This is a genomic window from Micromonospora coerulea, assembly GCF_016598485.1.
Classification (GTDB): domain Bacteria; phylum Actinomycetota; class Actinomycetes; order Mycobacteriales; family Micromonosporaceae; genus Micromonospora; species Micromonospora coerulea.
Genome location: NZ_JAEMUW010000025.1, coordinates 34,737 through 48,938 on the forward strand (window position 1 = coordinate 34,737; position 14,202 = coordinate 48,938).

The following is a 14,202-nucleotide window of genomic DNA, read 5'->3' on the forward strand; positions in this document are numbered from 1 at the left end:
GTCGGCGATGGCCCACCCCGACACCGGCGTCCGGGTCGACCCCGGATCGTTCCGCGACCCCGGCAACCGGGTCTTTCACCGCGACGGCGAGGTGCTGCGCGGCCTGGACGAGCGGTCCGCCCGGGACTGGCGGGCGCTCGCGGGCAGCGGCTTCTTCCGGACTCTGCTGGCCGCGGGGAAGCTGTGCGGCACCGAGGAGGTCGCCCCGACGCCGCCCTGGTCCGCGACGCTCCGGCACGAGCGGATCCCCTTCGTCTCCCACCCGTACGAGTGGTCCTTCGGGATGCTGCGCGACGCCGCCCTGCTGCACCTGGAGATCCTGCGGGCAGCCCTGGTTGACGGGTTCACCACCAAGGACGGCTCGGCGTACAACCTCCAGTGGCGGGGCACCGCGCCGGTCTTCATCGACATCGGCTCCTTCCAGCCGTACCGCGACGGCGAACCGTGGGCCGGGTACCGGCAGTTCTGCCAGACGCTGCTCTACCCGCTGCTGCTCCAGGCCCACCTCGGCGTGGACTTCCAGCCCTGGCTGCGCGCCCGGGTCGACGGCCTGGAGCCGGACCAGATGCGGCGCTTCTTCGGCGGCGCCCGGCGGCTGCTGCCCGGCGTGCCCACCCACGTGCACCTGCACGGCGCGATGCAGCAGCGCAACGCCCGCGCCACCACCAGCGACGTGCGGGCCCAGCTGCGCGAGGCCGGCTACTCCCGGGAACTGGCCGCGGCCACGGTCCGCGGCATCGAGAAGCTGGTCCGCCGGCTGGACCGCCGGCCGGGGGAGAGCCACTGGTCGGACTACCAGCGCACCTGCGGCTACTCGGCGCAGGACCGCCACGCCAAGGAGCGGTTCGTCGAGGAGGCAGTCGCCGCCGCCGGCGCCCCGGCGATGGCCCTCGACCTGGGCGCCAACGACGGCCGGTACGCCCGGATCGCCGCCCGGCACGCCCGGTACGTGGTCGCGGTCGAGCAGGACCCGGCGGTGGTCGACGCGCTCTACCGGGCGCTGCGGGCGGAGGGGGAGCGGCGGATCCTGCCGCTGGTGATGGACCTGGCCGACCCGTCGCCGGGCGGCGGCTGGCGCGGCGTCGAGCGGGCCGGCTTCGCCGCCCGCACCCGGGCCGACGTGGTCCTCGCCCTGGCCGTGGTGCACCACCTGGCGATCGGGCGGAACGTGCCGCTGGCCGAGGTGGTCGACCAGCTCGCCGGGCTCGCCACGCCCGGGGCCACGCTGGTGGTGGAGTTCGTCCACCCCGAGGATCCGATGGCCCGCCGGCTGCTGGCCAACAAGCCGGACGGACTCTTCCCCGACTACCGGCGCGAGGAGTTCGAGCGGCTGCTCGCCGCGCGCTGCCGGATCACCCGGCGCGCGGAGCTGCCCTCGGGCACCCGGACGCTCTATCGGGCGGTGGTAAATGGTTGAGGGCACCCTCGCGCCACCCGAGCACCGGGGCGCGCCCCCGGCCCCAACCCGGCCCGGACGGCCCTGGCGCGCGGAGCTGGGCCGGCAGCTCGAGGTCGTCGCCCTGGTGGGGCTGGTGGTCACCCAGCCACTGCTGGACGTGCTCGGCCGCAGCCCCGACTTCTTCCTGTTCCACCGGGCCGGGCCGGGCGACATCCTGCTGCTGGTCGCCCTGATCGCGATCGCGCCGACCGTGCCGTTCGCGCTGCTCGGCGCGGCCACCCTGGTCGCCGGCCGGACCGCCCGGGCGGCGCTGCACACGCTGCTGGTGGGGCTGCTGCTGGCCGCCCTCGCCGTCCAGGTCGGCCGGCACGGCACGCCGCTGCGCGGCGTACCGCTGCTGCTGGCCGCCGCCGGGGCCGGCGCGGCCGGGGCCGCCGCGCACCGGCGCTGGCGAGCGCCCGGCCGGGTGCTGCGGATGGCCGCGCTCGGGCCGGCGGTCTTCGTCGGCCTGTTCCTGTTCGCCTCGCCGGCCTCGGCGGTGGTGCTGCCCCGGGCGCACACCGGGGCGGCCGGGGTGGCCGGCCCGGGCGCCCACCCACCGGTGGTCATGATCGTCCTGGACGAGCTCCCGCTGGTCTCGCTGCTCGGCCCGGACGGCCGGATCGACGCCGCCCGCTATCCGCACTTCGCCGAGCTGGCCCAGCGTTCCACCTGGTATCGCGACGCCACCGGGGTCAGCGGCTGGACCCCGTACGCGCTGCCGGCCATGCTCACCGGTCGCTACCCGGCCCAGCCGCTCGCCCCGCACTACTCGCAGTACCCGGACAACCTCTTCACCGCGCTCGGCGGCCTGTACGACATCCGGGCCGAGGAGAGCATCACCCGGCTCTGCCCGCCCAGCCGCTGTGAACAGCCGGCCAGCCCCGAGCAGGGCCTCGGCGTGCTGGTCCGGGAGAGCGGCAAGCTGCTGCGGCAGGTCACCGCCCCGATGGACAGCCCGGTCGACCCGGAGCACTCCTACCGCGAGCTGACCCGCGCCGAGGCGGGCCTGGACGCGGCCGAACCGGTGCCCGCCGACCCGAAGTTCCGCTGGGACAACCTGGACGACAACCAGCCCGCCCGGTTCACCAGCTTCCTGGCCGGGCTGCGCCCGTCCACCCGCCCCACCCTGCACTTCCTGCACCTGCTGATGCCGCACTCGCCGTGGGCGTACCTGCCGTCCGGGGCGCACTACGCCGCGCCGGAGGACCTGCCCAACGACGGCGCCGGCTGGGTCGACCTGGCCCGGCAGCGGCACCTCGCGCAGCTCGGCTACACCGACCGGCTGATCGGCGAGACGCTGCGCACGCTGCGCGCCACCGGCCTCTACGACAAGGCCCTGGTGCTGGTCACCGCCGACCACGGGGTGAGCTTCCGCCGGGACTGGCAGGGCCGCGGCATGGACGCCATCGACCACGCCGCCGACCAGGTCGCCTGGGTGCCGATGTTCATCAAGGAGCCCGGCCAGCGCGCCGGTCGGGTGGACGACCGGAACTGGGAGCATGTCGACCTGCTGCCCACCATCGCCGACTACGCGCACCTGCGGGTCCCCTGGTTGATGGAGGGGCGGTCGGCCCGGCAGGCCCCGCGCGAGCGGGCCGACAAGCGCTTCTACGACCGGCCGGGCCAGCCGGTGACGATCACCGGCGGGGTGCCGTCGGTGCCCCCCGCGCCGCCGGTCAGCCCGCTGGTCGGCACCCGGGTGGGGGAGCGCCCCGGCGGCGGTACGGCGACCGTGGCGAACCTCGCCGCGTTCCGCGCCGTCGACCCGGCCAACGGCGACCTGCCGGCCCTGGTCTGGGGCGCCGTGCCCGCGGCCGTGCCGGGCGGGACGCTGCTGGCCGTGGCGGTCAACGGCACGATCGGCGCGGTGGTCCCCGTCGTCCCCGCCGACCGGGCCGGCCGCCGTTTCGCGGCCCTCCTCCCCGACGACCGGCTCTTCGCCGCCGGGCCGAACCGGCTCGACCTCTATCGGGTCGCCGCGGACGGCGGCCTGCGCCGCCTCACCCTCTCCTGAGCCGGCCCGAGCCGCCCGGCCGCCGGCCGGGCGGCGGGTCCCGCGTGTCCCCGGGCAGGGTTTCCGAGCCGGCAAGTCGGGAATCGGGTGACGCATACCTCACCGCAGAACCATGGCGAGCGGTGTCCCCGAGACCGCGATTACGGTAAAAGCGAAGGCAATTCAACGAAGATCTTGCCGGCGAAGCGAGGAACACATGACGGAAGTCAAGCTCGACCACCCCGGTGGGCAGCTGTCGATGCCGGTGCAGTCCGCGGTCGAGGGCCCCGCCGGCGTTCGGATCGGCAAGCTGCTCGGTGAGACCGGGATGACCACCTACGACCCCGGTTTCGTCAACACCGCGTCCTGCTCGTCCGCGATCACCTACATCGACGGTGACGCGGGCATTCTGCGCTACCGCGGGTATCCGATCGAGCAGCTGGCCGAGAAGTCCTCCTTCCTGGAGGTTTCCTACCTGCTGATCTACGGCGAGTTGCCGACCCAGCAGCAGCTGACCGAGTTCAGCGAGCGGATCCGGCGGCACTCGCTGCTGCACGAGGAGATGCGCCGCTTCTTCGACGGCTTCCCCCGCGACGCCCACCCGATGGCCGTGCTGTCGTCGGCGGTCAGCGCCATCTCCACCTTCTACCAGGACAGCCTGGACCCGTTCGACTCCGAGCACGTGGAGATGTCCACGGTCCGGCTGATGGCGAAGGTCCCCACCATCGCCTCGTACGCCTACAAGAAGTCGATCGGGCAGCCGCTGCTCTACCCGGACAACTCGCTGGGCTACGTGGAGAACTTCCTGCGGATGACCTTCGGCGTGCCGGCCGAGGAGTACGAGGTCGACCCGGTGATGGCCCGGGTGCTGGACATGCTGTTCATCCTGCACGCCGACCACGAGCAGAACTGCTCCACCTCCACCGTGCGGCTGGTCGGCTCCAGCAACGCCAACCTCTTCGCCTCGGTCTCGGCCGGCGTGAACGCGCTCTTCGGCCCGCTGCACGGTGGCGCCAACCAGGCCGTGCTGGAGATGCTCCAGAAGATCAAGGCCGACGGCGGCGACGTCCGCTCCTTCGTGCGGAAGGTGAAGGACAAGCAGGACGGCGTGAAGCTGATGGGCTTCGGCCACCGGGTCTACAAGAACTACGACCCGCGTGCCGCCATCGTGAAGAAGGCCGCGCAGGACGTGCTGGGCCGGATGGCCAAGCCGGACCCGATGCTCGACATCGCGATGGAGCTGGAGGAGATCGCCCTCGCCGACGACTTCTTCGTCTCTCGTCGGCTCTACCCGAACGTGGACTTCTACACCGGCCTGATCTACAAGGCCATGGGCTTCCCGACGAAGATGTTCACGGTCCTGTTCGCCCTCGGCCGGCTGCCCGGCTGGATCGCCCAGTGGCGCGAGATGATCAACGACCCGGAGACCAAGATCGGCCGCCCGCGGCAGATCTACACCGGCTACGCCGAGCGCGACTACCCCCCGGCCTCGGACCGCTGAGCCACCCACGAAGGCCGCCGACCCCACCCGGGGCCGGCGGCCTTCGCGATCTCCCACCTCGGGCCCCCACCTCTCGCCCCGGCGATCTCGCACCTTCGGCCTCGGCGTCACCGGCATGAGCCGGGAACCGGCGACCCAGTGCAGGATCGGCGGGGCGGGGTGGGTGGGGTCAGCGGAGGCCGGCGGCGGCGAGGAGGTTGCCCGGGGGGAGGGCGGGGAGGGTGCGGCCGAGGGTCATCCGTTGCTCGGTGCGCTCGGCGGTGAACACGCCGTCGTTCGCGATCGCGGCGGCGTAGGTGCCGGCGGTGCGGGCCGCGATCGTGGACCAGCCGTACTGCTCGTGGACCATGGCGTGGGCGCGGCGGGCCAGCGTGCGGGCGCGCTCCCGGTCCGACAGCAGGGCGTGCACCGCCTCGGTCAGGGCGTCCGGGTCCTGCGGGGCGAAGGTCATCCCGGTGACGCCCGGCTCGACGATCTCGGCGAGGCCGCCGGTACGGGCCACCGCCAGGGGTGCGCCGGCCGCCGCGCCCTCCAGGGCGACCATGCCGAACGGTTCGTAGATGCTCGGCACGGCGAAGCAGTCCGAGGCGGCCATCACGGCCGGCAGGTCGGCCCCGCCGAGGAAGCCCGGCATGCTGACCGTGTCGCCCAGGCCGAGCCGGTGCACCTCGGCCTCCAGCTCCGACCGGTACGGGCCGTCGCCGACGATCACCGCGCGCAGTCCGGGGTGCCGCTCGCGCAGCCGGGGCAGCCCGGCGAGCAGGTGCTGCACGCCCTTCTCGTAGACCAGCCGGCCAGCGAAGGTGACCAGCGGCCCGTCCCCGGCGAAGCGGGCCCGAGCGGCGGCGATCGCCGTGGTGGGCACCTTCCAGCGGTGCGGCTCGACGCCGTTGGGCACCGCGTCGACCCGGGTGGCCGGGACGCCGAAGAGCGCGCTGACCTCGTCGCGCATGTACCCGGAGCAGACGATCACCCGGCCGGACTCGGCGGCCAGCCAGTGTTCGACCCCGTGGATGGTGCGGTTCATCTCCTCCGGCAGCCAGCCCTGGTGCCGGCCGGCCTCGGTGGCGTGGATGGTGCTGACCAGCGGTACGTCCAGGTGTTCGCGCAACGTCATGGCGGTGTGCGCGACCAGCCAGTCGTGGGCGTGGATGACGTCGTACGCGCCGGACAGGGTGGCCCGCAGCGCCGCCCGGGTCAGCGTGTGGTTGAAGGCCATCGTCCAGGCCAGCAGCGAGCCGGTGGCGAGCGGGAAGGCGACCGGATCCTCGGCGGCGCGGACGATCCGCACGCCGTCGGCGTACTCCTCCAGCGGCGCGCCCTCGGCGTGCCGGGTGACCACGGTGACCTCGTGACCGGCGGCGGCCAGGGCGACCGACAGCGCGTGCACGTGCCGGCCCAGTCCACCGACCAGCACCGGCGGGTACTCCCAGGAGAGCATCAGGATGCGGCGGGTGCACGCCGGCACGCCGGTGCCGGGGGTCCGCTGCGGGATCTGGGGCCGGGAGGTCAGGGTGGGCCGGTGGGTCCGGTCCGGGGCGGTGGCGGGCTGCTCGCCGACCCGCAGGGTGGTCACATCAATCTCCGTCCATGCACGAAGGGTCGCGCCGGCAACGGTGGCGGCGAAAGGAGGGTGGGGGAGGCCGAGAGGCCGAGCGGACCTGCCCGCGCGGGCGCGTCCGCACCAAGCAAAGGGCATCACACGGTCCCGCGCACCTCCGAAAGGCCTATCGTGACGGAAGACACCCAAAGGTCCAGCCGGCCTCAGGTGGGTGGATATCGGGTGCCCGCCGATCGGGTGGACTGGCCGCTGCCGCGACGCGGGTGGATTGGCCACTGCCGTGACGGGGCATCAACGGCGTGCGCACCGGCGGCCCCGACCGTCCGGTGCGCTCATGATCACGGGCCGAAGGAGCGACATGCAGGTCTGGCCGGGCGAGCGCTATCCCCTGGGTGCCACCTACGACGGGATGGGCACCAACTTCGCGATCTTCTCCGAGGTGGCGGACCGGATCGAGCTCTGCCTGTTCGACGAGTGGGACACCGGCGCGGAGCGCCGGGTGGAGCTGCGCGAGGTGGACGCCTACGTCTGGCACGCGTACCTCCCCGGCATCGAGCCCGGTCAGCGCTACGGCTACCGCGTCCACGGCCCGTACGACCCGGCCAACGGGTTGCGCTGCAACCCGCACAAACTGCTGCTCGACCCGTACGCCAAGGCGGTCGACGGTGAGGTCACCTGGGGCCCGGCCGTCTACGACTACGTGCTCGGCGAGCCGGACCGGATGTCCGAGATCGACTCGGCGCCGTTCATGCCGAAGTCGGTGGTGGTCAACCCCTACTTCGACTGGGGCAACGACAGGCCGCCGCGTACCCCGTACCACCACTCGGTGATCTACGAGGCGCACGTGCGCGGGCTGACCATGCGCCACCCGGACATCCCGGCGGAGCTGCGCGGCACGTACGCGGCCATCGCCTCCCCCGTGATGATCGACTACTTCAAGCGCCTCGGGGTGACGGCGGTCGAGCTGATGCCGGTGCACGAGTTCGTGCACGACCACCGCCTGGCCGACCTGGGGCTGCGCAACTACTGGGGTTACAACACCATCGGCTTCTTCGCCCCGCACCACGGCTACTCCGCGCTCGGCCGCCTCGGCCAGCAGGTGCAGGAGTTCCGCGGCATGGTCCGGGCCCTGCACGCCGCCGGCATCGAGGTGATCCTCGACGTGGTCTACAACCACACCGCGGAGGGCAACCACCTCGGCCCGACGCTCAGCTTCAAGGGCGTCGACACCGCCAGCTACTACCGGCTCTCTGAGGAGGATCGGCGGTACTTCGTCGACTACACCGGCACCGGCAACAGCCTCAACGTGCGCAGCCCGCACTCACTCCAGCTGATCATGGACTCGCTGCGTTACTGGGTGACCGAGATGCACGTCGACGGCTTCCGCTTCGACCTCGCGGCCACCCTGGCCCGCGAGTTCTACGAGGTCGACCGCCTCTCCACCTTCTTCGAGGTGGTGCAGCAGGACCCGGTGGTCAGCCAGGTCAAGCTGATCGCCGAGCCGTGGGACGTCGGCCCGGGCGGATACCAGGTCGGCAACTTCCCGCCGCAGTGGACCGAGTGGAACGGCAAGTACCGGGACACCGTCCGGGACTTCTGGCGGGGCGAGCCCGCCATCCTGGCCGAGTTCGCCTCGCGCATCTCCGGCTCCGCCGACCTCTACCAGGACGACGGCCGCCGCCCCTTCCACAGCATCAACTTCGTCACCTGTCACGACGGGTTCACCCTCAACGACCTGGTGTCGTACAACGACAAGCACAACGAGGCCAACGGCGAGGAGAACCGGGACGGCGAGAGCCACAACCGGTCCTGGAACTGCGGCGTCGAGGGGGAGACCGACGACCCGGGCGTGCTCGCCCTGCGGGCCCGGCAGCGGCGCAACTTCCTGGCCACCCTGATCCTCTCCCAGGGCGTGCCGATGCTCGGCCACGGCGACGAGCTGGGCCGCACCCAGCACGGCAACAACAACGCGTACTGCCAGGACAGCGAGCTGGCCTGGGTCGACTGGGACACCGCCGACGCCGAGCTGCTCGCGTTCGTCCGCCGGCTCACCGAGTTCCGCAACTCGCACCAGGTGTTCCGCCGCCGCCGGTTCTTCACCGGGCTGCCCGTCGGCGGCCGGGCCGCCGGCTCGGCCCTGCCCGACCTGGCCTGGTACACCCCGGACGGACGGGAGATGACCGGCGAGGACTGGGGCAACGACTTCGGCCGCTCGGTGGCCCTCTTCGTCAACGGCGACGGCATCCCCGAGCGCGGCCAGTACGGCCAGCGCCACCGGGACGACTCGTTCCTGCTGCTGTTCAACGCGCACGACGCGCCCCTGGACTTCACCCTGCCGGGGGAGGAGTTCGGGCAGCGGTGGGAGCTGGTGATCAGCACCGCGGAACCGGATCCGGAGAAGACCACGCTGGTGGAGGCCGGCGGCACCGTCTGCGTGCCCGACCGCTCCCTGCTGGTCCTGGAGAGGACGGCCTGACATGCCCGACACCCCCCGACCCGACGTGACGACGGCACCGACGACGCGGGTGGGGTCGACCTACCGCGTCCAGGTGCGGCCCGGCTTCGACCTCGACGCCACCGCCGGCCTGACCGACTACCTCGCCGATCTCGGAGTCACCCACCTCTACAGCGCGCCCCTGCTCACCGCCACCCCCGGCTCCGCGCACGGCTACGACGTGGTCGACCACCGCTCGGTCAACCCGGAGCTCGGCGGCGAGGCGGGACGGCAGCGCCTGGTCCGGGCGCTGCGCGCGGCCGGGCTCGGCCTGGTCGTGGACATCGTGCCCAACCACGTCGGGGTGGCCCAGCCGGTGGCCAATCCGGCCTGGTGGGACGTGCTGCGCCGGGGGCGGGACTCGGCGTACGCCGACTGGTTCGACATCGACTGGGACCGGGGCCGGCTGCTGCTGCCGGTGCTCGCCGACACCCCCGACGCCCTCGACGACCTCAAGGTGGTCGAGGGCGAGCTGCGCTATCACGAACACCGCTTCCCGATCGCCGACGGCACCGGCACCGGCACCCCTCGGGAGGTGCACGACCGGCAGCACTACGAACTGATCTCCTGGCGGCGCGGCGACGCCGAGCTGACGTACCGCCGGTTCTTCGCCGTCTCGGACCTGGCGGGCCTGCGGGTGGAGGACCCGGCGGTGTTCGACGCGACCCACGTGGAGATCCTGCGCTGGGTCACCGCCGGCGAGGCGGACGGCATCCGGGTCGACCACCCCGACGGGCTGCGCGACCCCGCCGGCTACCTGGCCCGGCTCCGCGTGGCCGCGCCGGCCGCGTGGCTGGTAGTGGAGAAGATCCTGGAGTACGGCGAGGAGCTGCCGGACTGGCCGGTCGACGGCACCACCGGCTACGACGCCCTCGCCGCCGCCGGCGGCCTCTTCGTCGACCCCGCCGCCGAGGGCGACTTCACCGCGCTGGACACCCGGCTCACCGGCCACGCCACCTCGTGGGAGAATCTCACCCACGACACCAAGCTGGAAGCCGCCACCCGGCTGCTCGGCGCCGAGCTGAGCCGACTCGCCGCGCTCGTTCCCGAGCTGCCCCGCGAGCAGGCCCGGGCCGCCCTGGCCGAGCTGGCCGCCTGCTTCCCGGTCTACCGGGGCTACCCGCCGGAGGGCGCCCGGCACCTCGCCGCCGCCCGGTCCGAGGCCGGCCGGCGCCGCCCCGACCTGACCGCCACCCTGGACGCGGTGACCGCCCGGCTGCGCGACCCGGGGCACGAGCTTGCCGCCCGCTTTCCTCAGCTCACCGGGGCGGTGATGGCCAAGGGGGTCGAGGACACCGCCTACTACCGGTGGAGCCGGTTCGTCGCGCTCAACGAGGTCGGCGGCAGCCCCGCCCACTTCGGCGTGCCGCCGGCGGAGTTCCACCGTTTCGCCGCCGTCCGGCAGGTGCGCTGGCCGGCCAGCATGACCACCCTCTCCACCCACGACACCAAGCGCGGCGAGGACGTCCGGGCCCGGCTCGCCGTCCTGTCCGAGCTGCCGCGGCGCTGGGCCGAGCGCGTCACGGACTGGATGTCCCGGGCACCGCTGGCCGATCCGGCCTTCGCCCACCTGCTGCGGCAGACCGCCGTCGGGGCCTGGCCGATCGACCGGGAGCGGCTGCACGCGTACGTGGAGAAGGCGTCCCGGGAGGCGTCGGTGTCGACCAGCTGGGCCGACCCCGACCTGGCCTTCGAGCGCGAGCTGCACGCGCTGGTCGACCGGATGTACGACGACCCGGAGCTGCACGCCGAGCTCAGCTCGTTCGCCGCCGAGATCACCCCGGCCGGCTGGTCCAACTCGCTCGGGCAGAAGCTGGTCCAGCTGGCCATGCCCGGGGTGCCGGACACCTACCAGGGCACCGAGCTGTGGGAGAACTCGCTGGTCGACCCGGACAACCGCCGGCCGGTCGACTTCGCCGTACGGCGGGACCTGTTGGCCCGGCTCGACGGCGGCTGGCGGCCGGCGGTGGCCGCCGACGGTGCGGCGAAGCTGCTGGTGGTCTCCCGGACGCTGCGGCTGCGCCGGGACCGCCCCGAGCTGTTCGCCGGCTACCGCCCGGTGCCGGCGCGCGGCCCCGCCGGGAGCCACGCGGTGGCCTTCGACCGGGGCGGGGCGATCGCGGTGGCCACCCGGCTGCCGCTGCGCCTGGCCCGGGCCGGCGGGTGGCGGGACACAACTCTGTCACTTCCCGTTCATCCGGTGACTGACATGTTCACCGGTCGGGTCTACAGTGGCTCTGAGCTGCTCATGCATGATCTGTTGGGCACCTATCCCGTCGCTCTGCTGGCTCCCACCGACTCCGTGGAGGCTGCCGCATGACCGAGTTCACCGTGTGGGCGCCCGAGGCCGCCCGGGTCCGGCTGCGCCTGCCCGGCGTGGCCGACCACGAGATGCGCGCCGGCCCGGACGGCTGGTGGCGGGTCGAGGTGGCGGGGGCCGGGCCGGGCACCGACTACGCGTTCCTGCTCGATGACGACGACCGGGCGCTGCCCGACCCGCGGTCGGCCTGGCAGCCGGCCGGGGTGCACGGGCCGAGCCGGCGCTACGACCATGCCGCCTTCAACTGGACCGACCAGGGCTGGACCGGCCGGCAGTTGCCCGGCAGCGTCCTGTACGAGCTGCACATCGGCACCTTCACCCCGGAGGGCACCTTCGACGCGGCGATCGGCCGCCTCGACCACCTGGTCGAGCTGGGCGTCGACCTGATCGAGCTGCTCCCGGTCAACGCCTTCAACGGCGAGCACAACTGGGGCTACGACGGCGTCTGCTGGTACGCCCCGCACCAGCCGTACGGCGGGCCGGACGGGCTCAAGCGCCTGGTCGACGCCGCGCACGCCAAGGGGCTGGGGGTGATCCTCGACGTCGTCTACAACCATTTCGGGCCCTCCGGGGCCTACGCGCCGATGTTCGCGCCGTACCTCACCGAGCAGAGCAACACCTGGGGCCGCACCGTCAACCTGGACGGCCCGCACTCGGACGGGGTACGCCGCTACATCATCGACAGCGTGCTGATGTGGCTGCGGGACTACCACGTCGACGGGCTGCGGCTGGACGCCGTGCACGCGATGCCGGACTCCCGCGCCACCCACCTCCTGGAGCAGGTGGCCGTCGAGGTGGAGGCCCTCTCCACCCACCTCGGCCGGCCACTGTCGTTGATCGCCGAGTCGGACCTCAACGACCCGAAGCTGATCACCCCTCGGGAGGCCGGCGGGTACGGCCTGCACGCCCAGTGGAACGACGACGCCCACCACGCCCTGCACACCCTGCTCACCGGGGAACGGCAGGGCTACTACGGCGACTTCGGCTCCCTCGAATGCCTCACCGACGTGCTGACCGGGGCGTTCTTCCACGCCGGCACCTGGTCCAGCTTCCGCAACCGCAGCCACGGCCGACCGGTCGACCGGCAGCGCACGCCCGGGCACCGGTTCGTGGCGTACCTGCAGAACCACGACCAGATCGGCAACCGGGCCACCGGTGACCGGATCTCCGCCACCCTCTCCCCGGCGCTGCTACGGGTCGGCGCCACGCTGCTGATGACCGCGCCGTTCACCCCGATGCTCTTCATGGGCGAGGAGTGGGCTGCCAGCACGCCGTGGCAGTTCTTCACCAGCCACCCCGAGCCGGAGCTGGCCACCGCGGTGGCGACCGGCCGGAAGCGGGAGTTCGCCGCGCACGGCTGGCCGGAGGGCGACGTGCCGGACCCGCAGGACCGGCAGACCTTCGTCCGGTCCCGGCTCGACTGGGCCGAGCTGGACAAGCCCGAGCACCGGGAGATGTACGACTTCTACCGCCGGTTGATCGCGCTGCGCAAGGGCCGGTCCGACCTGTCCGACCCGCGGCTGCACGCGGTCGACGTCCGACACGGCGACCGGTTCCTGCTGATGCGCCGGGGCGAGTGCCTGGTGGTGGCGAACCTCGCCGGCAAGTCGCAGCGGATCAACCTGCCCGGGGTGGTGCGCAGCGTGCTACTGGCCACCGGCACCGGGGTCACCGTGATGCGCGACGGGATCGAGCTGCCGGCCGAGACGGCGGCGATCGTCGCGCTCTGAGCCGACCCGCGCCCGCGCCGGCTCCGGCCGGATACCGCCCGCGTGCGCGGGCATTCGCGCGGCGCCAACCACCCGAAGGTGAGGGTTGGGCGGATTCGGGGTTCATCCGGCGGTTGCGGGGCATAGCGTCGTCGTGGCGGGTCGGCCGCCCGGCCGCCGGCAGGGGGCGGTCCCGAACACCCGGGAGCGAGGTGCGGACGTGGACAGAGTCGACGGAGTGGTGCTGCCCGAACTGGACGGCGCCCGACCGAACACCGGGCTGTCGCGCAGCCTCGGCCTGCTCAGTCTGGCGCTCGGCGTGGGCGCGCTGGTGGCGCCGGACGTCCTCGCCCGGTGGACCGGCCTGGACGACTCCCCGCAGGCCCGCGCGGCGCTGCCCGCGATCGGCCTGCGCGAGCTGGCCCCGGCCGCCGGGCTGCTGCGGGCCCGTCACCCCGGGTGGTGGACCGGGAGCCGGGTAGCCGGCGACGCCATGGACCTGACCCTGCTCGGCCGGGCCCTCGCGGACCGGTGCGGCGAGCGGCGCCGTCGGGTCGCGGTGACCACCGCGGTCATCGCCGGCATCACCGTCGTCGACGTGATCGCCACGCTGCGCGCCACCCGGGCGCGGAAGGCCCGCGAGCGGCTGATCCGGATGACGGTCGCGGTCACCGTGAACACCCCGGCCAGCGAGGCGTACCGGTTCTGGCGGGACGTGGAGAACCTGCCGCGGTTCATGACCCACCTGGCGGCCGTCCGCGCGACGGACCTGCGCCGCTCGCACTGGATCGCGCGCGGCCCGGCCGGCCGCCGGATCGAGTGGGACGCGGAGATCGTCGACGACCAGCCGAACCGGTCGATCGCCTGGCGGTCGCTGCCCGGCACCCGGGTCCCCAACGCCGGCCGGGTCCGCTTCGTGCCGCTGCCCGCCGACCGCGGGACCGAGGTGCGGGTGCAGCTCGGCTACGCCCCACCCGCCGGCGGGCTGGGCCGGGCGGTGGCGAAGCTCTTCGGCGAGGAGCCCGAGCAGCAGGTCCGCGACGACCTGCGCCGCTTCAAGCAGGTCCTGGAGACCGGCGACGTGGTCCGCTCCGACGGCAGCCCGGACGGCATCTCCGTACGCCAGCAGCTCCACCAACGCCCCGCCCAGCCCCTGCCCACCGGCCCGAGGCGCTGAACCCGG

General features: G+C 73.4%; 8 protein-coding genes. 7 read left to right on the plus strand and 1 reads right to left on the minus strand.

What is annotated here, in order from left to right; genetic code table 11:
* Nucleotides 1–7: 7 nt before the first annotated feature.
* From I8N68_RS26195 to I8N68_RS26205, 3 genes are all read left to right on the plus strand, one after another.
* Nucleotides 8–1,417, plus strand: a complete 1,410-nt coding sequence (locus tag I8N68_RS26195; RefSeq protein ID WP_200215157.1) for a class I SAM-dependent methyltransferase — start codon at nt 8–10, stop codon at nt 1,415–1,417.
* Nucleotides 1,410–3,455 (plus strand): sulfatase-like hydrolase/transferase, encoded by a 2,046-nt coding sequence (locus I8N68_RS26200; RefSeq protein ID WP_200215158.1) that lies wholly within the window; start codon nt 1,410–1,412, stop codon nt 3,453–3,455. The genes I8N68_RS26195 and I8N68_RS26200 overlap by 8 nt, the downstream gene beginning before the upstream one ends.
* A gap of 196 nt (nt 3,456–3,651) precedes the next feature.
* Nucleotides 3,652–4,935 carry a citrate synthase gene (locus I8N68_RS26205; protein WP_200215159.1) on the plus strand — a complete coding sequence of 428 codons (1,284 nt, stop codon included), beginning with the start codon at nt 3,652–3,654 and terminating at the stop codon, nt 4,933–4,935.
* A gap of 169 nt (nt 4,936–5,104) precedes the next feature.
* Here I8N68_RS26205 and I8N68_RS26210 read toward each other — a convergent pair whose 3' ends face one another.
* Nucleotides 5,105–6,511, minus strand: coding sequence for a glycosyltransferase family 4 protein (locus I8N68_RS26210; RefSeq protein ID WP_200215160.1), 1,407 nt, complete (start codon nt 6,509–6,511; stop codon nt 5,105–5,107).
* A gap of 343 nt (nt 6,512–6,854) precedes the next feature.
* Here I8N68_RS26210 and glgX point away from each other — a divergent pair, with 343 nt between their 5' ends.
* The 4 genes from glgX to I8N68_RS26230 all read left to right on the plus strand — a co-directional run bounded on the left by glgX (nt 6,855) and on the right by I8N68_RS26230 (nt 14,196).
* A complete protein-coding gene (gene glgX / locus I8N68_RS26215) occupies nt 6,855–8,972 on the plus strand; it encodes a glycogen debranching protein GlgX (RefSeq protein WP_200215161.1) in 2,118 nt (705 codons plus the stop codon).
* 1 nt (nt 8,973) lies between these two features.
* The gene (gene treY, locus I8N68_RS26220) at nt 8,974–11,310 is read left to right on the plus strand and encodes a malto-oligosyltrehalose synthase (protein WP_200215162.1); all 2,337 of its coding nucleotides are present in this window, start codon (nt 8,974–8,976) and stop codon (nt 11,308–11,310) included.
* Nucleotides 11,307–13,040, plus strand: coding sequence for a malto-oligosyltrehalose trehalohydrolase (gene treZ, locus I8N68_RS26225; RefSeq protein WP_200215163.1), 1,734 nt, complete (start codon nt 11,307–11,309; stop codon nt 13,038–13,040). Before treY ends, treZ begins: the two co-directional genes overlap by 4 nt.
* A gap of 199 nt (nt 13,041–13,239) precedes the next feature.
* Nucleotides 13,240–14,196: an SRPBCC family protein gene (locus I8N68_RS26230; RefSeq protein ID WP_200215164.1), complete on the plus strand. Its 957-nt coding sequence runs from the start codon at nt 13,240–13,242 to the stop codon at nt 14,194–14,196.
* Nucleotides 14,197–14,202 lie beyond the last annotated feature (6 nt).

Excerpts from the sequence above, each read along its gene's own strand:
- I8N68_RS26195 (WP_200215157.1), top strand. The coding sequence starts at position 8 with ATGGCCCACCCCGACACCGGCGTCCGGGTCGACCCCGGATCGTTCCGC.
- I8N68_RS26200 (WP_200215158.1), top strand. The coding sequence starts at position 1,410 with ATGGTTGAGGGCACCCTCGCGCCACCCGAGCACCGGGGCGCGCCCCCG.
- I8N68_RS26205 (WP_200215159.1), top strand. The coding sequence starts at position 3,652 with ATGACGGAAGTCAAGCTCGACCACCCCGGTGGGCAGCTGTCGATGCCG.
- glgX (WP_200215161.1), top strand. The coding sequence starts at position 6,855 with ATGCAGGTCTGGCCGGGCGAGCGCTATCCCCTGGGTGCCACCTACGAC.
- treY (WP_200215162.1), top strand. The coding sequence starts at position 8,974 with ATGCCCGACACCCCCCGACCCGACGTGACGACGGCACCGACGACGCGG.
- treZ (WP_200215163.1), top strand. The coding sequence starts at position 11,307 with ATGACCGAGTTCACCGTGTGGGCGCCCGAGGCCGCCCGGGTCCGGCTG.